17 protein-coding genes and 2 tRNA genes are annotated in these 20291 nt (G+C 63.5%); 8 read left to right on the top strand and 11 right to left on the bottom strand.

Annotated elements, in window-relative coordinates; translation table 11 throughout:
* Positions 1 to 31: 31 nt before the first annotated feature.
* Positions 32 to 1042, bottom strand: coding sequence for a hypothetical protein (locus tag ACSHWJ_RS11010; RefSeq protein WP_333688025.1), 1011 nt, complete (start codon positions 1040 to 1042; stop codon positions 32 to 34).
* Between the two features lie 117 nt (positions 1043 to 1159).
* Between ACSHWJ_RS11010 and ACSHWJ_RS11005 the strand changes: the two genes are divergently transcribed.
* From ACSHWJ_RS11005 to ACSHWJ_RS10985, 5 genes are all read left to right on the top strand, one after another.
* The gene (locus ACSHWJ_RS11005) at positions 1160 to 2296 is read left to right on the top strand and encodes a calcium:proton antiporter (RefSeq protein ID WP_432539792.1); all 1137 of its coding nucleotides are present in this window, start codon (positions 1160 to 1162) and stop codon (positions 2294 to 2296) included.
* Positions 2297 to 2451: 155 nt separating this feature from the next.
* Positions 2452 to 4536, top strand: coding sequence for an elongation factor G (fusA, locus tag ACSHWJ_RS11000; protein WP_218797291.1), 2085 nt, complete (start codon positions 2452 to 2454; stop codon positions 4534 to 4536).
* Positions 4537 to 4715: 179 nt separating this feature from the next.
* Entirely contained in the window at positions 4716 to 5078 is a 363-nt protein-coding gene (locus tag ACSHWJ_RS10995; protein WP_143708446.1) for a hypothetical protein, read from the top strand.
* Positions 5079 to 5166: 88 nt separating this feature from the next.
* A complete protein-coding gene (gene asnB, locus ACSHWJ_RS10990) occupies positions 5167 to 6987 on the top strand; it encodes an asparagine synthase (glutamine-hydrolyzing) (protein WP_432539791.1) in 1821 nt (606 codons plus the stop codon).
* 4 nt (positions 6988 to 6991) lie between these two features.
* Entirely contained in the window at positions 6992 to 8113 is a 1122-nt protein-coding gene (locus ACSHWJ_RS10985) for a glycosyltransferase (protein WP_218797289.1), read from the top strand.
* On the opposite strand, the gene ACSHWJ_RS10980 is transcribed toward ACSHWJ_RS10985, so the two are convergent.
* Positions 8036 to 8977, bottom strand: a complete 942-nt coding sequence (locus ACSHWJ_RS10980; protein WP_218797288.1) for an SDR family oxidoreductase — start codon at positions 8975 to 8977, stop codon at positions 8036 to 8038. The two genes, ACSHWJ_RS10985 and ACSHWJ_RS10980, sit on opposite strands and share 78 nt — an antisense overlap.
* Before the next feature lie 5 nt (positions 8978 to 8982).
* The gene (gene orn / locus ACSHWJ_RS10975) at positions 8983 to 9528 is read right to left on the bottom strand and encodes an oligoribonuclease (protein WP_218797287.1); all 546 of its coding nucleotides are present in this window, start codon (positions 9526 to 9528) and stop codon (positions 8983 to 8985) included.
* Between the two features lie 102 nt (positions 9529 to 9630).
* Here orn and ACSHWJ_RS10970 point away from each other — a divergent pair, with 102 nt between their 5' ends.
* Together ACSHWJ_RS10970 and rsgA are read left to right on the top strand one after the other, a co-directional pair.
* Positions 9631 to 10872, top strand: coding sequence for a M48 family metallopeptidase (locus tag ACSHWJ_RS10970; protein ID WP_218797286.1), 1242 nt, complete (start codon positions 9631 to 9633; stop codon positions 10870 to 10872).
* Positions 10873 to 10889: 17 nt separating this feature from the next.
* On the top strand, positions 10890 to 11789 hold the full coding sequence (rsgA, locus tag ACSHWJ_RS10965) for a ribosome small subunit-dependent GTPase A (RefSeq protein WP_218800951.1): 900 nt from the start codon (positions 10890 to 10892) through the stop codon (positions 11787 to 11789).
* A gap of 3 nt (positions 11790 to 11792) precedes the next feature.
* Here the strand turns inward: rsgA and ACSHWJ_RS10960 are convergent, their stop codons facing one another.
* Positions 11793 to 12101 carry a hypothetical protein gene (locus ACSHWJ_RS10960; protein ID WP_249385113.1) on the bottom strand — a complete coding sequence of 103 codons (309 nt, stop codon included), beginning with the start codon at positions 12099 to 12101 and terminating at the stop codon, positions 11793 to 11795.
* A gap of 123 nt (positions 12102 to 12224) precedes the next feature.
* On the opposite strand from ACSHWJ_RS10960, the gene ACSHWJ_RS10955 reads away from it, so the two are divergent.
* Entirely contained in the window at positions 12225 to 12635 is a 411-nt protein-coding gene (locus tag ACSHWJ_RS10955) for a hypothetical protein (protein WP_143708445.1), read from the top strand.
* An 8-nt stretch (positions 12636 to 12643) separates the two neighbouring features.
* Here ACSHWJ_RS10955 and ACSHWJ_RS10950 read toward each other — a convergent pair whose 3' ends face one another.
* From ACSHWJ_RS10950 to clpX, 7 genes are all read right to left on the bottom strand, one after another.
* On the bottom strand, positions 12644 to 13786 hold the full coding sequence (locus tag ACSHWJ_RS10950; RefSeq protein ID WP_218797285.1) for an ATP-grasp domain-containing protein: 1143 nt from the start codon (positions 13784 to 13786) through the stop codon (positions 12644 to 12646).
* A 52-nt stretch (positions 13787 to 13838) separates the two neighbouring features.
* Positions 13839 to 15704 (bottom strand): SurA N-terminal domain-containing protein, encoded by a 1866-nt coding sequence (locus tag ACSHWJ_RS10945; protein WP_218797284.1) that lies wholly within the window; start codon positions 15702 to 15704, stop codon positions 13839 to 13841.
* 86 nt (positions 15705 to 15790) lie between these two features.
* Positions 15791 to 15867: transfer RNA gene (locus ACSHWJ_RS10940), tRNA-Asp, on the bottom strand.
* A gap of 16 nt (positions 15868 to 15883) precedes the next feature.
* Positions 15884 to 15959 (bottom strand) — tRNA-Val (locus ACSHWJ_RS10935).
* A 14-nt stretch (positions 15960 to 15973) separates the two neighbouring features.
* Positions 15974 to 16246, bottom strand: coding sequence for an HU family DNA-binding protein (locus ACSHWJ_RS10930; RefSeq protein ID WP_010959880.1), 273 nt, complete (start codon positions 16244 to 16246; stop codon positions 15974 to 15976).
* Between the two features lie 154 nt (positions 16247 to 16400).
* Positions 16401 to 18830 carry an endopeptidase La gene (lon, locus tag ACSHWJ_RS10925; RefSeq protein WP_218797283.1) on the bottom strand — a complete coding sequence of 810 codons (2430 nt, stop codon included), beginning with the start codon at positions 18828 to 18830 and terminating at the stop codon, positions 16401 to 16403.
* Between the two features lie 129 nt (positions 18831 to 18959).
* Positions 18960 to 20246 carry an ATP-dependent Clp protease ATP-binding subunit ClpX gene (gene clpX / locus ACSHWJ_RS10920; RefSeq protein WP_010959878.1) on the bottom strand — a complete coding sequence of 429 codons (1287 nt, stop codon included), beginning with the start codon at positions 20244 to 20246 and terminating at the stop codon, positions 18960 to 18962.
* Positions 20247 to 20291: the final 45 nt, after the last annotated feature.

The following is a 20291-nucleotide window of genomic DNA, read 5'->3' as shown; positions in this document are numbered from 1 at the left end:
AAATCCCGTTGCCACCCGAAAAATGCCGGCATCAACGCACCGAGGCCTTGAGCCGCTCCATTCGCCCGAACATGACCGCCCTCAAGCGCTCCCGCCCTATCGCGTGCTTGAGGCCGGCGCCGACGCCGGCGACCTGATCCGTCGAAGTGCAGTGGCTGTAAAACACCAGGCTCCCTTGCCGATACGGCAGAATGCCGAGCACCATCTGGCTGGAATTGAAAGAATGGCCGACATAGAAATCGCGCACCGCAACGAGGGCGCCACCAGCCTTGGGCTGGACCATCTGATGAACCAGGATCACGGTGGGGCGCCCCTCCACCTTACGCTCGACCCATTGCAGAGTGCTGGCCGCCTCTGAAGGCGCCGGAAACCGCAGCAAAGCCGCCTGCAATTCAGGCGCGTAGTGGCGCAGCACCGCGCTTTGCTCGGTGAATGTCCTCAACTCCGCGGCCACGTCCACGGTGGCGCCCCCGGAACGGGCATAAGGCTCGATGGCGTCCGCGCCGTATCTGCGGTAGCCATCCAGCCGTTGCCACAAAACCTCCCGATATCGGCGCGACAGGAGGCGCAGCTTCTCCGTTTCGGAGACATGCGCCAAGGTCCGGCCCAGCGCTCTGAATCCCTGGATTTCGGCCGCCGAGAAATTGAATTCCGGGCCGGGCTCGACTTCGCTCAAGGCTTCCGCCTCCTCGGCATCGGAAGGGCCGAATTCGAAGCCGTTCAGCGCCTCCGGACCGCCGGCCGGAAGAAAAATGCCCGCGGCGATCACGTCGGAATCCCCCATCAGCAGCGCTCCATTGCGGACCGCGGCGATCAGCCGCTCGGGCGGCGCCTCGACGTACATGGCCAAGCCGGCGGCAAGGGTCTTGTCGGTCGGCTCGCGGACGTCGTAGGAAACGATTTCGCCCTGATCGAGACCGCCAAGGTCGGCGATTCCCAGCACCTCCGTCACCGGCCGATCCGCCGCGGCAGCGGCGAGCACCGGCAGGACGAACAGCACCCACGTCGGCAACCGCGGGAGACCTCTGAATTTCCGAAACATCACCATACCGTCCGATCCTCGTTTCCTCCGTCCCCGACACCCGGCCGCAGCACCGGAAGCCGCGCCCGCGAATGGTATCCTTAAGACAGAAGAGCAAAACGAAAGTGCGTCACAACCATGTCCCCCCCCTCGAAGTCCCGGAAAATCCTCCGCGACCACGTTTCCGTCGTTCTGGGCTGGCTCATCTGGATCATCCTGCTGCTCAGCGGCCACAAGTTCGGGCGGGGTGACAGCCTCGCGGTGCTGGCCGCCGGCTCCGCACTGACATTCTGCACCATGCTGGGCTGCGTCTTCTCGGTAGTCCGGCACGCCGACGAACTGGCCGAACTGCTGGAAGAGCCCTATGGCACGCTGGTCCTGACCCTGTCGGCCACCGCCATCGAGGTCAGCCTGATGCTGATGGTCATGGCCGGCGGCGGTCAAAATCCCTCGATGCTGCGCGACACCATCTTCGCCACCCTGATGGTCGTACTCAACGGCATGGTCGGCGTCTCCCTGGTCAGCGGCGGCTGGATCAACGTCGAACAGTCGTTCAACCTACGCGGTGCCCTGTCGTTCCTGCACCTCATCGCCCCCCTCTCGCTGCTGCTCCTGGTGCTGCCGAACTATACCAGCAGCACCGGCGGACCGACCCTGGCCCCCGTCCAGGAAGCGTTCCTGGGGATACTGTGTCTGCTCGTGTACGGGGTGTTCCTGATCATCCAGACCGGCCGGCACCGGTCCTATTTCGCCAACATGAGCGCCGTCCTCGACGAAGAGCCCGAAAACGACGGCACCGCCCCCACGCTTCGCAGCCGCCGCGGCGCCATCCTCCGGACCTCGTCGGGCCTGCTGGCGGCACTCCTGCCCGTCGTTCTCCTCGCGGAACACCTCGGTTCGGTCATCGATTTCGCGATCGAAGAGTCCCACACGCCTGCCGCGCTCGGCGGCCTGGTGGTCGCCGCCCTGGTGCTACTCCCGGAAGGCGTCGGTGCGCAGCGGGCGGCGGCGCTGAATCTGATGCAACGGGCGGTCAACATCTGCCTGGGATCCGCGCTCGCCACCATCGGCCTGACCGTGCCGACCATCCTGCTCGCCGCCAGCCTGCAGCGGCATTCCCTGACCCTCGGCCTCAACGGCGCCGAGGAAACCCTGCTGTACGCCACCCTGCTGGTCTCGATGATGACTTTCATCAGCGGGTTTGCCAACGTGCTGCAGGGGATGGTCCACCTGATGCTGTTCGTCGCCTACCTGTTTTTCGTGTTCGTTCCGTGAACGGACGCCGCCCGGCCGTCAAAAGCCGTCAACCAGGCCGTGGTACTCTCGACGCCGGCCGGGGCGGACGGCTGCGGAGCCCGAAAAGGGGAGACAAATGCCGCACCGGCGGTCTATAATTGGCGAATTTTTTTCCAACCCCCAGAAGTATCGACATGACTGATTTATCGCGTTACCGAAACATAGGCATCTTCGCTCACGTCGACGCGGGCAAGACCACCACCACCGAGCGGATTTTGAAGCTCACCGGCAAGATCCACAAGATCGGCGAAGTGCACGACGGTGCCGCGACGACCGACTTCATGGAGCAGGAGCAGGAACGTGGTATCACCATTCAGTCCGCGGCCACCACCTGTTTCTGGAAGGATCACCGCTTCAACATCATCGACACCCCGGGACACGTCGACTTCACCATCGAGGTCTACCGCTCGCTCAAGGTTCTCGACGGCGGCATCGGCGTATTCTGCGGTTCCGGCGGCGTGGAACCGCAATCGGAGACCAACTGGCGCTATGCCAACGACTCCGAAGTCGCACGGATCATCTACGTCAACAAGCTGGACCGGGTCGGCGCCGACTTCTATCGCGTGGTCAAGCAGATCAGGGACGTCCTGGGGGCCTATCCGCTGGTCATGACCCTGCCGATCGGCCGCGAAGAGAGTTTCATCGGTGTGGTCGAGCTGCTGACCCGCAAGGCCTGGATCTGGGATGACTCCGGCGACCCGATGAAATACGAGGTCAAGGACGTTCCCGCGGAGATGGCCGACGAGGTCGAAAAATGGCGCGCCGAGCTGGTGGAAAAAGCCGTCGAGCAGGACGACGAGGTCATGGAAAAGTACCTCGAGGGCGAAGAGCCGGACGTCGACACCCTCAAGCGCCTGATCCGCAAAGGCACCATCAAGCTGGACTTCTTCCCGACCTACTGCGGCTCCTCGTTCAAGAACAAGGGCGTGCAGCTGGTGCTGGACGCCGTGGTGGACTATCTGCCCGACCCGACCGAAGTCAAGCCTCAGCCCGAAGTGGACCTGGAAGGCCATGAGACCGGCGAGTTCGCCATCGTCGACCCGGATCGTCCGCTGCGCGCCCTGGCCTTCAAGATCATGGACGACCGTTACGGCGCCCTGACCTTCCTGCGCCTTTACTCGGGCCGGCTGGAAAAAGGCACCACCGTCCTCAACACCGCGACCGGCAAGACCGAGCGCATCGGCCGCATCGTCGAAATGCACGCCAATCAGCGCAACGAGCTGGACTCGGCCCAGGCCGGCGACATCGTGGCGGTGCTGGGCATGAAGAACGTCCAGACCGGCCACACCCTGTGTGACCCGGACAAGCCGGCCACCCTGGAGCCGATGGTATTCCCCGACCCCGTCATCTCCATCGCGGTTACGCCCAAGGACAAGGCTGCCAACGAGAAAATGGGCATCGCCCTCGGCAAGATGGTGCAGGAGGACCCGTCTTTCCACGTCGAGACCGACCAGGAATCCGGCGAAACCATCCTCAAAGGGATGGGCGAGCTCCACCTCGACATCAAAGTGGACATCCTGAAGCGTACCCACGGGGTGGAAGTGAACGTCGGCAAGCCGCAGGTGGCCTACCGGGAAACCATCACCAGGCGCGTCGAGGACGAGTACGTCCACAAGAAGCAGACCGGCGGTTCCGGCCAGTACGCCAAGATCAACTACGTCATCGAACCCGGCGAGCCGGGGTCGGGGTTCGTGTTCGAATCGACCGTGACCGGTGGCAACGTGCCGCGTGAATTCTGGCCGGCGGTCGAAAAAGGCTTCAGGAGCATGCTCGGCAAGGGTGTCTTGGCGGGCTACCCATGCGTCGATTTCAAGGTCAACCTGACCGATGGCGGCTTCCACGCCGTGGACTCTTCGACGATCGCCTTCGAAATCGCGGCCCAGGCGGCGTTCCGCCAATCCGTGCCGAAGGCGGCGCCGCAGCTGCTGGAACCCATCATGAAGGTGGACGTGTTCACCCCGGATGCCCACGTCGGTGACGTGATCGGCGACCTGAACCGCCGCCGCGGCATGATCAAGTCGCAGGAAGCCGGCGTGACCGGCGTGCGCATCAAGGCCGAGGTTCCGCTGTCCGAAATGTTCGGCTACATCGGCGATCTGCGCACCATGACTTCCGGCCGCGGCCAATTCTCCATGGAGTTCTCGCACTACATGCCTTGCCCGAAGAACGTCGCGGACGAAGTCATCAAGGAAGCCCAGGAGCGTGCGGCCAGGAAATAACGGCCTTCCACGCATGCTCGTCGCACCGCGGAAGGCGCCCCCCGGGCCTGCCTTCCGCGGTCCGTCCCTTTCCGGATTCCCCGGCGGATCGAGGGCCCGGGTCCTCCCTATCCTTCGGCTCACGGCCGTTGTAACTTAATGGCGACACGGGCTTGCCAACAACCAATGAGGGGGATTTCATGAGCAGAAAGAGCATGGCCGACTGGTGGAAGGAGAGGCGGGCGAACGAGGAAAGGAAAAAGACCGGCCAGAGCGACTTCGAGGACGTCGAGGCCCTGTATGACCGGCTCGGCCGGGAACCGGCGGTGGATGCCTCGCTCGAGGCGATTCGCAAGGAAATGGCCGCGGTCTACCGCGACATGCGCGCCGGCCGGATCGACTGCAACGATGGCACCCGTCTGGCCTATGTGCTCGACATGCTGCGCAAGACCCATGAATCCAACGTCGTGAAGAACCGGCTGGGCGCCCTGGAAAAAGCCATGGGCGTGAAATCCGACACCGGTCCGGAATGGCTGGGACTGCCGTTCGGCAATTCCGACTGAAGGCACGATCGGCCGCAAATCCCACTCCCACCGGGCCAACGGGGCGGCGACACTCTCTCCCATACCGACTCTTCGAGAACCGGGCACCATGTGCGGCATTGCCGGCCTGTTCAACTGCAATCTCCCTGCTGACGAGCTCCGGCTCGACCAGGCCGTGGCCAAGCTGACCCATCGGGGCCCCGACGACCGGGGCATCTTCCTCGACGGCCGCTTCGGCATGGGGCATACCCGCCTCTCCATCATCGACCTGGCGGGCGGCCACCAGCCCCTGTTTTCCGAAGACCGGAGGCTGGCGCTGATAGCCAATGGCGAAATCTACAATTTCATCGAACTGCGCTCCGAGCTGACGGCGGCGGGATTCCGTTTCCAGACCCAGTCGGATTCGGAGGTCATCCTCCATGCCTACCTCGCCTTCGGGGAGGGCTTTTTGGAGCGTATCCAGGGCATGTTCGCCTTCGCACTGTACGATGCCCTCGAAGGACGCCTGATCCTGGCCCGTGATCGCTTAGGGATAAAACCGCTGTTTCTGGCTCGGCGTCCGGACGGCATCGCCTTCGCCTCCGAAATCAAGGCCCTGCTGCCCCTGCTCGACCAGCCCCGGGAAATCGATCCGCAAGGGCTGGCCCAGTATTTCCAAAACCAGTTTTCCACCGGCGCCACGACGGTCCTGCGAGGCGTGGAGCGGGTACTGCCGGGCGAAGCCGTGGTCGTCGAAGCCGGAAAAACGACCCGCCGCTTCCGCTACTGGTCACCGCTCGCCGTGCGCACGGAAGAGCTGGATTTCGACGAAGCGGCAGCGCGCTTCGATGCGCTGATGGAGCGAGTGATGGTCGAACACATGCGCTCGGACGTGCCTTTCGGGCTGTTTCTCTCCGGCGGCGTCGACTCCTCCCTGCTGCTTGCCCTGCTGACCCGGTATTCCGGCGAGCCCATCCGCACCTTCTCGGTCGGTTTTCCCGGCACCTCGCTGACCGACGAACTGCCGCTGGCCGAAGGCCTGGCCCGGCGTTTCCGCAGCCGCCACCGCGAGATCCGGCCCGGTCCGCAAGACATCCTCCACAGCCTGCCGCTGACCGTATGGGCGGCGGACGATCTGATGCGCGACAATGCCAGCCTGCCGACGTCCCTGCTGGCCCGGGCAGCCGGCGAAGAACTGAAGGTGGTGTTCTCCGGCGAGGGCGGGGACGAAGTGTTCGCCGGCTACGGACGCTACCGGACATCGCCGCTCGAACGTCTGTTCAAGAGCCTGCTCGCGCCCGGCTCGGGCGGTTTCCGCACCCGCGGCAGCTTCCGCGGACGCTGGCCGAAGACGCTGTTCGGCCCCGCCCTGCTGGCTGCCGCGCAATCGGCCCGGCGGCCGGTGCAGGAATCCTGGCGGGAGACGCCGCGGGAATGGAGCGATCTGCAGCGGATGCAGTACGTCGACCTCTGCCACGCACTGCCCGACAACCTGCTGGTCAAGGCCGACCGCATGCTGATGGCCTGGGGCGTGGAAGGGCGGGTGCCGTTCTTGGACCACCGCGTCGTCGAATTCGGCCTGAGCCTGCCCGACCGCCTTAAGATCGAGGGACGCCAGGGCAAGCTGTTCCTCAAGCGCTGGGGCGAGCGGCTGGTGCCGGCGGAGCAGCTCTATGCCAGGAAGCGCGGCTTCCACGTCCCCCTGGGCGAATGGCTGGACGAGCCTTTTCTCGAACGGCTGAACCGGATTCTACCGGAACACCCGGCACTCACCCCCTGGTTCAAACCCGCCGGCATCCGGGCGCTGATCGCCCGCTGCCGTGACGAGCGCCAGGGCAGCGCCATGCTCTGGGCCATCATCCAGTTCGCAATCTGGCACCGGCTGTTCATTTCCGGGTATGGCGAGCGGCCGGAGGCGCTGACCGATCCCCTGGAAATCCTGCAGCGCTGAAGCCGTGACCGCACCCCGGACCTCCTCGCCACGCTTGGCCATCTTCGCCTCGTTCTCCGGCCAGGGCGGCGTGGAGAAAATGATCGCCAATCTGGCCGCCGGGTTTCTCGACGCCGGCGTCGCCGTGGATCTGGTGCTGGCGCGCGCCCAGGGAGAGCACCTGGATGCGATCCCGGCCGGCGTGCGCATCGTCAAGCTGAACGTCCGCCACACTTTCACGGCCCTGCCGGGTCTGGCCCGCTACCTCCGCGAGGAAAAACCGGACGCCGTCCTCGCCGCCAAGGATCGCGCCATCCGGGTCGCCCTGCTGGCCCGTCGCTTGGCCGGATCGAAGGCCCGGCTGGTGGGACGGCTGGGCACGACGGTATCGGCCGCACTCAAAGGCAAAGGCCGGTTGAGGGAACTGGCCTGGTTCACCGGCATGCGGCTGTTCTATCCGCACCTGGACGCGATCGTCGCCGTCTCCCAGGGCGTGAAAGACGACATTCTCTCGATAACCGCCCTGCCCTCCGAGCGGGTCCGGGTGATCCGCAATCCCGTCATCACTCCGGCACTGGAACGGCAGGCCGCCCTGCCCTGCGACCATCCATGGCCGAACGATCCGGCAATCCCTCTCATCGTCGGCATGGGCCGGCTGACCCGGCAGAAGGGGTTCCCCGATCTCATCGCCGCCTTCGCCCGGCTCCGCCGGGACCGCATCTGCCGGCTCGTCATCGTCGGCGAGGGCGGAGACCGGGAAAAACTGGAGCGGCTGGCCGATGGACTCGGCGTGAGCGAGGACGTATGCTTCACCGGCTTCCTGGCGAACCCACACGGTCTGATCGCGCGCTGCAGCCTGTTCGTACTGTCCTCGCTGTGGGAAGGCTCGCCGAACGCCCTGACCGAAGCGATGGCGCTGGGCAGGCCGGTGGTCTCGACCGACTGCCCCAGCGGGCCGGCGGAACTGCTGAACGGCGGCGAATACGGCCCGCTGGTTCCGGTCGGCGATGTCGAAGCGCTGGCCACGGCCATGGCGCATGCGCTCGATCACCCGCTGCCGGCGGAATGCCTACGTCGGGCGGTGGCCGAATACACGCAGACCATCAGCGCACGGCGCTACCTGGAAACCTTGGGGATGGCCCCCTGAGCAGGCTGCAAGGCCCCGTTCCAGGTCGGGATAGTGCAGCCGCGGACGAAGTTCGCGCAACATCCGGCCGTTGTCGAGGCGCTTGGACTCCTCCATGAACGACAGCATCTCCGGGCTCAGCACCCGCCTGGCTTCCGCCAAGGAAATCGCGGGCGGCCGCGGCAGGCCGAAGCGGTCGGCGACGGCATGGAAATAATCGGTCAGGGTGGTGGGATGACCGTCGCTGACGTTGTATACGCCCTCGGCCGCAGTCCGCCTGCCCGCGGCGACACAGACTTCGGCCAGATCGTCGGCATGAATGCGGTTGGAATAGGGACTCTCCTCCTGCCGCACCACCGGCACCCCTGCGCGCAAGCGCTCCAACGGTAACCGCCCCGGGCCGTAGATACCGGGCACCCGCAGGATCACCACCGTGACTCCGTATCGGCGGCTCCAGGCCATGAGGGTTTCCTCTGCCGCCAGGCGACGGCGAGAGCGAGCGTTTTGCGGGCGGGGAGGCCGCCCCTCGTCCACCCAGTCTCCCCCGCAGTCGCCGTAGACGCCGCTGGTGCTCACGTAAACCACCTTGCCGGGCAGGCGTCTCACCGGCAAGGCCTCGAAGAAGACCGCCAGCCGCGGATCGCCGTCGCCGGCGGCAGGCGGGGGGGCGAAATAATACAGCGTGGTCCAACCTCCGCTCAGACCAGCCAGGGAATCGGGCTTGTCCAGATCGCCGTGGACGGCGGCGATACCCTGTCGCACCAGCCGCGCCGCCGTTTCCGGCGAGCGGGCCAAGCCGTAAACTCCGCGCCCCTCGGCCGATTCCAACCGGGCCACCCGGCGGCCGATGTCGCCGCAGCCGACGATGAGGACCGTCCGCGCCAAGGTCTTCAGATCTTGAGCACGGTGTCGCGGTAATACCGCAGTTCCGCGATGGATTCACGGATGTCGTCCAGCGCCCGATGGGTGCTCTGCTTCTGCAGACCTTCCTTGAGCGCGGGCGCCCAGCGCTCGACCAGGATCTTCAGCGTCGACACGTCGAGGTTGCGGTAATGGAAATAGGCCTCCAGGCGGGGCATGCAGCGGGCGAGGAAACGGCGGTCCTGGCAGATGCTGTTGCCACAGATGGGGGATTCGTTCGGCGGCACCCATTCACTGACGAACCCCAGCGTCAGATGCTCCGCCTCGGCTTCGTCGATCGTGCTGCGCCGCACCCGCTCGGTCAGCCCGGATTCGCCATGCTGCTTGCGGTTCCAGTCGTCCATGCGGTCCAGCACCGACTCCGGCTGATGGATGGCCAGCACCGGACCTTCGGCGAGCACGTTGAGCTGGCCGTCGGTGACGATGGTGGCGATTTCGATGATGGCGTCGTTCTGGGGGTCCAGCCCGGTCATCTCCAGATCGATCCAGATGAGGTTTTGTGCGTCCTGAGCCATGCCGTCCTTCCAAGTGTCTGGGAGGGTTCCAAACTTGTCACGGATTTTATCAAAGGCTACCCTCTAGCGCCGATTGACGAAACCGATTTCCGACAATACCGCATGAATACCGTCACCACCCTGTTCCTGACGGCTCTGGCCGTCTCCTCCGGGCTTGAATACTGGCTGGCCCGGCGCCAGGCCCGCCATGTGCGTCTGCACCGCGACCATGTGCCGGACGCATTCCGGGACAGAGTGTCGCTGGAGGACCACCAGAAAGCAGCGGACTATACCCTGGCCAAGGGGAGTCTCGACGATGTCGGGCGCATCGTCGGCATCGCGATCCTGCTGGGATTCACCCTGGGCGGCGGGATCGATGCGATTGCCGCAGTCTGGAACGGTTGGGGGCTTCCGCCGATCACCACCGGCGTGGGCATCGTCCTGACCACGCTGCTGGCTTCCCAACTGCTGGAACTGCCGCTCAACCTCTACCAAACCTTCCGGATCGAGGAACGCTTCGGCTTCAACCGCACCACTCCCCGCCAGTTCGCCATCGACCTGGCGCTGCAGACCGGGCTCTCCCTCGTCATCGGCGCCCCGCTGCTGGCCTTGATCCTCTGGGTGATGGACAGCGCCGGCGCCCAGTGGTGGATCGTCGCCTGGGCCATCCTGATGGCCTTCTCGATCCTGATGAGCTGGGCCTTCCCGACCCTCATCGCCCCCTTGTTCAACAAATTCACCCCGCTCGCGGACGCGACGCTCAAGGCGCGTATCGAGGCCCTCCTCGAACGCTGCGGCTTCCGCTCGGAAGGCATCTTCGTCATGGACGGCTCCAGACGCTCCGGCCACGGCAACGCCTACTTCACGGGGTTTGGCAGCAACAAGCGCATCGTGTTCTTCGACACCCTGGTCGATTCGCTCGACCACGACGAGATCGAAGCCGTGCTGGCCCATGAACTCGGTCACTTCAAACGCCGCCACGTACTGAAGATGCTGGCCGGCACCGCGCTGGTGACGCTGGCCGGTTTCGCCCTGCTCGGCTGGCTGACGGGGGAGGACTGGCTCTATCAGGGCCTCGGCGTCAGGGAGCAGTCCCATGCCACCGCTCTCCTGTTGTTCATGTTGGTGTCGCCGGTGTTCTCCGTCTTCCTGCAACCGATCGTGGCCTATGTGCAGCGACGCTATGAATTCGAGGCCGACGATTTCGCCGCCAGCCAGACCCGTGCCCGCTACCTGGTCCATGCCCTGGTCAAGTTGTACCGGGAAAACGCCAGCACGCTCACTCCGGACCCGCTGTACGCCGCTTTTCACTACAGCCATCCGCCCGCCGCGATACGCATCGATCATCTGAGCGCGAAGATCTAGCGACGGCCCCCGCCGTCATGCAGGCAATCAGGCAAGGCCGGGTGGTCTGCCACCTCGGCAAGGGGCTGGCGGTCGAGGACGAGACCGGCCGTATCGTCCTCTGCCACACCCGGCGCCGGCTGGGCGATGCCGCCGTCGGCGACCATGTGAGATGGGAGCCCTGTGAGGGGGATCAAGGCAGGGTGCTGGAGGTGTTGCCGCGCCGATCCAGTCTGGTCAGACCCGCCCACGGCGGCCGGGTTCGCGTGGTCGCGGCCAATCTGGACCGGGTCTTCGTGGTCCTGGCGCCGGAGCCCGAGCCGGACTGGCTGCTCGCGGACCAGATCCTGGCGGTCTGCGAATACCGGCATATCACAGCCGCTCTCATCCTCAACAAGATCGACCTGGTGGGTGCGTCCGCCCTGGAGAGGGCTTTGCGCGACTATGAGGCCGCCGGCTACGAGGTGTTCCGAATCAGCACCCGGACCGGGGCGGGACTGGACGCCCTGCGGTCCATGCTCCATACAGGCTGCAGCATGCTGAGCGGGCAGTCCGGCGTGGGGAAATCCTCGCTGACCAATGCCCTGCTCCCAGACCGTAACCTGCGGATCGGCGGGCTCTCGGCCCATAGTGGCCTAGGCCGGCACACCACCACTTCGGCCACCCTGTACTCACTGCCCGGGGGCGGCGAACTGATCGACAGCCCCGGCGTGGCCGTCTTCGGGCTGGCAGAGGTCGATCCGACCGAACTGGCACAGACCTACCGCGACTTCCACCCTTACCTGGGCAAATGCCGCTTCAACGATTGCCGCCACGTGAGGGACAAGGGGTGCGCCGTACGCGAAGCCGTCGAAGCGGGGACACTTTCACCGGCCCGTTACGAGCGCTACCTGAAACTGCTGGTACGGGCAGGAACGGCGGAATTCAGCGGCGGCTGAAGCTCACGGCCGGGAATAAAGGACGTTGCAGGCGATGTGGATCTGCTGGGCGGCCAAGGCGCTGGACACGTCTTCGCCATGCTTCAGGATGCATTCCGTCGGCGTTCCTTCCAGCGGCTCCTCTACGGAAAAGCCGTCGGGAAAGTCCGAGAGACAGATTTTCATGACTTCCCGTGCCACCGGGTCATTTTTCACGTCCTCCATACCGTGGAGGATGCATTCCCAATAGTTCGCGGGCCCTGTGAGCCCGGCCCCAGCCGAGGCAGGACCCAGCAGCAGCAAGGAAAGCGTGAGCCGGATTCGGGACAACACGGGCAGACGTTCCGTCATCATGGATGATGGGCAACGATGATAACATTCCGATCCGGACGGGAACGTCGCGGGTGACCGCCTGGTATCCCGACCGCCCTTAGATTTCAATACCGGACCCTTTCCATGACGCAGCCGACGGCAGAACTCGTTTCCATCGTCCACGACAAGGTTCCCAACCGGATCCGCTTCCGGGTGCCGCTCATCCGCTACCGGCAGACCTATGCCGAAATTCTCAAACAGTCGATTCTCAAGGATTCAGCGGCCAAGGGCATTTACCACGCCGAGCCCAACATCACGACCGGTACCCTGCTGGTCAAGTATCATCCGGCCATTCACAGCGAAACCCAGGTGGTGGAACTGGTGCGGTCGACCGTAGCAAACCTCTCGACGGGAAGCATCGAGATCACGGCCAAACACAAGAATCCCCGCATCGGCAAGATGAGACCCGGCGCCTTCTTCACCCGGGAACTGGTCGTGAGCATCGTCGGCAACGTGGTGGCCGGTCTCATTCTCGCCTTTGTCGCCACCCGCTAAAAGTGGGCTCATCGGCCCAGGAGGCGCTTCACCGCCTGCCGCCAACGCACGGGCAGGAAATGGGTCAAAACCCGGCGCAGATGAGCGGCCATCAGGACGGGATCGCTCCATGGCGCATCGCTCCAGCACCGCCACAGACTGTCGAGGTCACATTCAGCAATGGCGCGATAAAGGCTCTGCGGAAACAGGTAGACCACCCTGCCGCATGCCGCTGCCGACGGCTCCCGGCATCCGGCACTGCGCGTCCCTGCGAGTATGGCGTGGAAGCTGTCCGCGAAGCGGACCCCGGAAAGCACGTCGAGGTGGTAGGTCGGCGTGGGTCTCGGATTGAATTCGATCAGATAGATACGGTCCCGTTCCGTATCGTGCACCCAGTCCACGCCGGCGAAACCATGGAATCCGCTCAGCGCGCCTACGCCGGCGAGCATCGGCCCGATCTCACGGTGGGCCATCGCCTCGCGGACACAGGAGGATGCCAGCGGCGTCGGCCAGCACTGACGGGAATACCAGGACTGCCGGCACACCGGCACGCCGCGGTCGAACAGCACGTCGGAAGAACCGACCCGGCCATCAAGGAACTGTTGGATCAGCAGCGTGCCATTGCCTTCGTTCAGCAGCTCGAAGGCCGCTCCCAGTTCGGCCTCTCCCGCCACCCTGCGGACGCCCGAACCGCTGCAACCGTGCGACTTCTTGAGCATGACGGGATACCCCATGGCGCGCGCCGCCGCCTCGAGTCCGGCCAGGCCGGTGCGGACTTCGGATTTCGGAGTGGTCAAACCCGCTGCGCCCGCCGCCCGCTGAAAGGCCGATTTCGACAGGATCACCTCGACGGCATCGCTGCGGTGGTCGACCGGAAACCAGCCGTCCAGCCATGCCTCGCCACGATGCCGGGCGATGACCGTGAGGGTCGGTTCGTCGCCGACGATGACATGGTGAAAATGCCGTTCGGCCAACAAGGTCTGGAGCTGCCTCGGCAGCGCTTCCGGTCCGGCGGCCGTGGCAACGTGACGGCTGACATAACGCGAGCGCGCCACTGCTAGCCCCGGTGGTGCCAGCAGCGTCACCCGGCAGCCGGCATCGTGCAGAATTCGGGGGAACCGGGCAATGCCGACCGCATCGATGCCGACGACCAGCAGAATGTCGAACTCCATCCGACCTCCTGCTGCCCGTCAAATCATCCTGCGGCGATGACAGAGAAACGGCTCAGTCCTGGTCGGGTTTGATATAAACGTCCGCACTTCTGCGCATCTCCGCCATGAAGGCGGCGAACTCCCGCTGGCCGGCCACCCGCGCCAAAGACTGGCGTACTGTTTCCATGTCCTTTTCGGCCTCCGGCGCCGCCTCGCCTTCCTTGATCGCCGCGATGCGGAGGATCGCCTGGTCGCCGTTTTCGAGCGCCACCCGGATCGGCCGGTTCAACTCCCGGGTTCCGAACGCGGCATTCACGACGGCAGCCGCCACCCCCGAGGCATCGCGGCGAACCGTGAGGGGACCGGTGACTTTCCAGTTGTGGGCCTTTGCCACATCCCCCAAGGTCTTGCCCTCCCCCATCTCTTTGAGCGCCGCCTCCGCGAGAGCTTCGGTCTTCTGCCTAGTCGCCCGGTCGCGCAGCAAGCTGACGATCCGCTCGCGCACTTCAGCAAGCGACATGGTTTCTGCGGGGCGATGCTCCTTCAGCCTGAGCACGACGACCTTGTCCGCCCCGACCTCGACGACGTCACTGTTCTTCCCGCCCAGCACCTCCTCGCTGAAAGCCGCCTTGCGCACCCCCTCGTCCGCAGAAATTCCCTCTCCGCTCTCGCGGGTGAATGGGCCCGTCTCCTCGACCTTCAAACCCAGCGCCTGAGCCGCCGGTTCCAGCGTGTCGGGGTGCTCGAAGGCGAATTCGGTGAGTTTCTGTCCCAGATCATAGAACCTGTTCTCCGCCGCATTCCTGCGAAAACCGGCAGCGACTTCGTCCTTCACCTGTTCGTACGGCTTGGTGGTGGCGGGTGTCAGCTCCGTCACCTTGATCAAGTGATAGCCGAAAGAGGTCCGGACCGGTTCGGACACCTCGCCCTGGGACAGGGCCAATGCCGCTTTCTCGAAGTTCGGTTCCATGCCCCCCTTGGTGACCACGCCGAGGTCACCGCCCTTCTCGGCGGAAACCCGATCGTCGGAGGTTTCCTTCGCCAGTTTGGCGAAATCCTCTCCTTTGAGCAGACGCTCCCGGATCTGTCGGATCTTCGCCAGTGCGGCGGCCTCGTCTTCAGGCTTGGCCGGATCCACGGTAACGAGGATATGACTCACCTTCCGCCGTTCTTCCGTGGTGAAACCGGTCTTTTGTTCCTCGTAGAAATTCCTCAGCTCCTCCTCAGTGGGCTTCACCTCTTTCGCCACATCGTCGAGGCTCAGCAACAGATAACTCACGCTGACGGTCTCCGGGGACTGGAACTCGTCCGGGTGCGACCGGTAATACTCGTCGATCGATGACTCGGACACCTCTTCATCTGCCTTCGCCAGCGGCACCGTCACGAACTCGATTTCACGCTCCTGGTTCTTCAGACGGAAGAAAGCCTCCACCTGTTGCCGCGTGACGAAAGCGGTATCGGTTATGCCCCGCTGAAACTGCTCCATCAGGAGCGCACGCTTGACCTGCTCGACGAAAACGGGCGAACTCATCCCTTGGGCCGAAAGCATGACGTTGTACTTGTCCTTGTCGAATTTGCCGTCGGTCTGGAAATACGGCAACGTCTGGATGAAAGCGCGCACCGCCGAATCGGGGACAGCCAGCCCTTCGCCTGCCGCGGCCTGCGAAATCAGTTCATCGCGCACCAAACGTTCGAGCGCTTGCCGTTTCAGGTGCTTTTCATCGACATCCCCCAGACCGACCAGGTTGGCCAAGTCCTGCTGATAGGCCTGGACCACATCGCGTTCGAAGAAATCCCGGTCACCGACGACCGCGACAGGTGCTTCCTTGCCCGAATCGAAATAATTGTTGATCCCCCAAAAAGCAAAAGGAATACCCACGAGAATCAACATCGCCCAGGCAAAAATCCCCTGCGCTTTATCACGAATGGCCTGCAGCATATATCGGTACCGGAATGACTATCGTTGATGGATACGACAAACTAGAGCCCAAAAAAAAACCCAGGCGAATGCCTGGGGTTTCGATATGGCGGAGCGGACGGGGCTCGAACCCGCGACCCCCGGCGTGACAGGCCGGTATTCTGACCAACTGAACTACCGCTCCAATGATCCGATTCTCTTGGTGGGTGCTGTAGGGATCGAACCTACGACCCTCGCCTTGTAAGGGCGATGCTCTCCCAGCTGAGCTAAGCACCCCAACTGAAGAACGACTAGTTTACAGCATCTTTCAGCGCTTTGCCACACTTGAATGACGGAATTTTCGCAGCCTTGATGGTGATGCTGTCGCCCGTCTGCGGATTTCGCCCCTGACGCTCTGCACGCTCCTTGACCGCGAACGAGCCGAACCCGACCAGCGAGACCGTATCGCCTTTCTTCAACGCATCGGTAATGGCGTCGATCACTGCATCCAGAGCACGCCCCGCATCGGCCTTCGTGAGATTGGCCGCATCGGCGATGGCTTCAATCAGTTCCGCTTTATTCATTTCTTTCCCCTATTTGAGTTGACTGTACCGCTGCATCGGAATGCCGGGCCGTAAATCCAGTGGAACTGGCGTCCCCCCTAGCTGCCGCACTTTAGCAGCGCAAAAAAAGCCGTGTCAAGGCGCACAAGCCCCGGAATCCTTGCCTTCCGGCCCTTCAATGCGCGGTCAGACCCCCGCTCGCACCCACCGTTTTCGGAGCGCACTCCTCGGTAGGCGGCGGTACCCGTGAGGCTGGTTCCGGCAACCGCTGCAAGGCGACGGCCAACACCTCGTCGATCCACCGGACGGTCCGAATATCCAGGTCCTGCTTGATGTTTCGGGGTATTTCGGCCAAATCCTTTTCGTTTTCCTTGGGAATCAGGACCGTGGTGATACCGCCGCGGTGCGCCGCCAGCAGCTTTTCCTTCAGTCCGCCGATGGGCAGCACCTCGCCACGCAAGGTGATTTCGCCGGTCATGGCCACGTCCGAACGCACCGGGATGCCCGTCAGGGAAGAAACGAGAGCGGTGCACATACCGATGCCCGCACTCGGTCCATCCTTGGGCGTCGCACCTTCGGGCACGTGGATGTGGACGTCGTGCTTCTGGTAAAACGCGGGATCGATACCCAGCGCTTCGGCGCGGCTCCGGACCACGGTCACCGCCGTCTGAATCGATTCCTGCATGACCTCGCCGAGCTTGCCGGTGTAGGTCTGTTTACCGGTACCCGGCATGACCACGGCTTCGATCGTCAGCAGCTCTCCCCCCACTTCCGTCCAGGCCAACCCCGTGACCTGGCCGACCTGATCGCTTTCCTCGGCGCGGCCGAAGCGGAAACGCGGCACGCCGAGGTAGTCGTCCAGATTGCGCGGAGTGACCGATACTTTCTTGTGGGTGGGCTTGAGCAGCAGATTCTTGACCACTTTCCGGCAGATCTTGGCTATTTCCCGCTCCAGACTGCGGACCCCGGCCTCCCGGGTATAGTAGCGGATGATGTCGCGGACGGCCGCTTCGCCGATGTGCAGCTCGGTATCCTTCAACCCGCAGTTCTTCATCTGCTTGGGCACCAGGTAGCGCATCGCAATGTTGACCTTCTCATCCTCGGTGTAACCGGCAAGGCGGATGATTTCCATGCGGTCCAGCAGCGCTGGCGGGATGTTGAGCGTATTCGCCGTGGCCACGAACATGACTTCGGAGAGATCGAAGTCCACTTCCAGGTAATGGTCGGCGAAGGTATGGTTCTGTTCCGGATCCAGCACCTCGAGCAGAGCGGACGCCGGATCACCGCGGAAATCCATGGCCATCTTGTCGATTTCGTCCAGCATGAACATCGGATTCCGCGTCTTCACCTTGGACAGATTCTGCAGGATCTTGCCCGGCATGGAGCCGATGTAGGTCCGCCGGTGACCGCGGATCTCCGCCTCGTCACGGACGCCGCCCAAGGCCATGCGGACGTATTTGCGGTTGGTCGCGCGGGCAATGGACTGCCCCAGGGAGGTCTTGCCTACACCGGGCGGCCCCACCAGGCAGAGAATCGGTCCTTTGATCTTCTTGACGCGCTGCTGCACCGCCAGATATTCCAGGATACGCTCCTTGACCTTCTCGAGCCCATAGTGCTCGGCTTCGAGGATTTCCTCGGCTTGCTGCAGATCGTGACTCACCTTGGTGCGCTTCTTCCATGGCAGATTCACGATCCAGTCGATGTAGTTGCGGACCACCGTGGCTTCGGCCGACATCGGGGACATCAGCTTCAACTTGTTGAGTTCGGTTTCCGCCTTGGTCCGGGCCGCCTGAGGCATACCGGCCTTTTCGATCCTCCGGGCCAACTCCTCGAATTCGTTGGGCACTTCCTCCATCTCGCCCAACTCTTTCTGAATGGCCTTCATCTGCTCATTCAGGTAGTACTCGCGCTGGTTCTTCTCCATCTGCTGCTTGACGCGACCGCGCACACGCCGTTCCATCTCCAGCATGTCGACCTCGGCTTCCATCAGCGTGATCAGCTTTTCCAGCCGGGCCGAGATTGCGCTGTTCTCCAGGATCGCCTGCTTGTCCTCGATCTTGACCGTCATGTGGGCGGCGATGGTATCGGCCAGTCGCGCCGGATCATCGATCCCCGAGAGCGAGTTGAGCACTTCGGGAGGGATGCGCTTGTTCAGCTTGACATACTGGTCGAAGGTATTGGTCGCGGTGCGCATCAGGACGTCCAGCTCCCGCTCGTCGACACCGGGAACCTCCCGAATCTCGGAAACACTGGCACTGTAGTGTCTGTCCGCGAGGCGAATGTCCTCCACTCGGCAGCGCTGGGCTCCTTCCACCAGCACCTTCACGGTACCGTCCGGCAGCTTCAGCAATTGCAGGATGTTGGAGAGCGTACCCACTCGGTAGAGGTCGTCGAAACCAGGATCATCGACTTCCGCGTCCTTCTGCGCCAGCAGCAAGACCTGTTTACTGTCGCGCATTGCGCTGTCCAGCGCGAAAATCGATTTTTCCCGCCCGACGAACAAGGGTATGACCATGTGGGGATAGACCACCACGTCGCGCAAAGGCAGAACCGGAACCCACCGTTCGCCACTTGTTATGTCGTGTTCGACGCCTGAATTTTCCATCGGAGCACCCTCTCGATTGTCTTTGAGTCACATCGGTGAGTTGAGGGCGGGGCGCGCAATTACAAGCATCGCTCACAACAAAATGCGCACACGCCGGAAAGGAAAAGCGGGCAAGTGTCACGCGGCTTATCAGTCCGCTGCCGCCGCCTGCTTTTCCAGGCTGTTGTCGTAAATCATCAGAGGCTCGCTTTCCCCGTTGATGACTTTTTCGTCGACCACCACCTTGGAGATCCGTTCCGAGGAAGGCAGCTCGTACATCGTATCCAGCAGCGTATGCTCGAGTATGGTCCTAAGGCCCCGTGCGCCGGTCTTGCGCGCCATGGCCTTGCGGGCGATGGCGCCCAGCGCGTCGTCACGGATCTCCAGTTCGCAGGACTCCATTTCGAACAGCCGCCGGTACTGTTTGACCAAGGCGTTCTTGGGCTCGGTCAGGATGCGCACCAGGGCCGCCTCGTCCAGCTCTTCCAGCGTCGCCACCACCGGCAGGCGCCCGACGAATTCCGGTATCAGACCGTAGCGGATCAGGTCCTCGGCCTCGACGTCGGCGAGCACCTCGCCGACATTGCGGCTGTCGTCCTTACTCTTGACGTCTGCTGCGAACCCGATTCCGCCCTGCTCGGAGCGCGAGCGGATGATCTTCTCCAGGCCCGCGAAGGCTCCGCCGCAGATGAACAGGATGTTGGCGGTATTGACCTGCAGGAACTCCTGCTGCGGATGCTTGCGCCCGCCCTGCGGCGGCACGGAGGCCACGGTCCCTTCGATCAGCTTGAGCAAGGCCTGCTGCACGCCTTCGCCGGAGACGTCCCGGGTGATCGAGGGGTTGTCGGCCTTGCGGGAAATCTTGTCGATCTCGTCGATGTAGACGATTCCCTGCTCCGCCTTTTCCACATCGTAATCGCACTTCTGCAGGATTTTCTGGATGATGTTCTCGACATCCTCACCCACATAGCCCGCCTCGGTCAGCGTGGTGGCATCGGCGATGGTGAAAGGCACGTCGAGCAGGCGCGCGAGCGTCTCCGCCAGCAAGGTCTTGCCCGAACCGGTCGGACCGATCAGCAGGATGTTGCTCTTGGCCAGTTCGACCTCGTTCTTCTTACTGTGGGTCTGCTGGGCGCGCAGCCGCTTGTAATGGTTGTAGACGGCGACCGAGAGAATCCGCTTGGCCTTCTCCTGGCCGATCACGTATTCATCCAGAACTTTCTTGATCTCCTTCGGCTTGGGCAGCTTGTCGGCGCCCGTGGAGGCGCTCTCCTGCAATTCCTCGCGGATGATGTCGTTGCACAGCTCGACACATTCGTCGCAGACAAACACTGCCGGCCCCGCAATCAACTTGCGGACCTCGTGCTGGCTTTTCCCGCAGAATGAGCAATACAGGAGCTTGCCGCCGCTGTCTTTGCCGTGTTTATCCTCGCTCATCGCTTTACCTCTTCGTTTCCCGCAGCGGAATCCGCCCACCGGGCG

Origin of the sequence: Methylococcus sp. S1M, assembly GCF_051295855.1 — a bacterium.
Classification (GTDB): domain Bacteria; phylum Pseudomonadota; class Gammaproteobacteria; order Methylococcales; family Methylococcaceae; genus Methylococcus; species Methylococcus capsulatus.
Note: the sequence above shows the minus strand (reverse complement) of the source record. Positions and strands in the feature narration are given on the sequence as shown.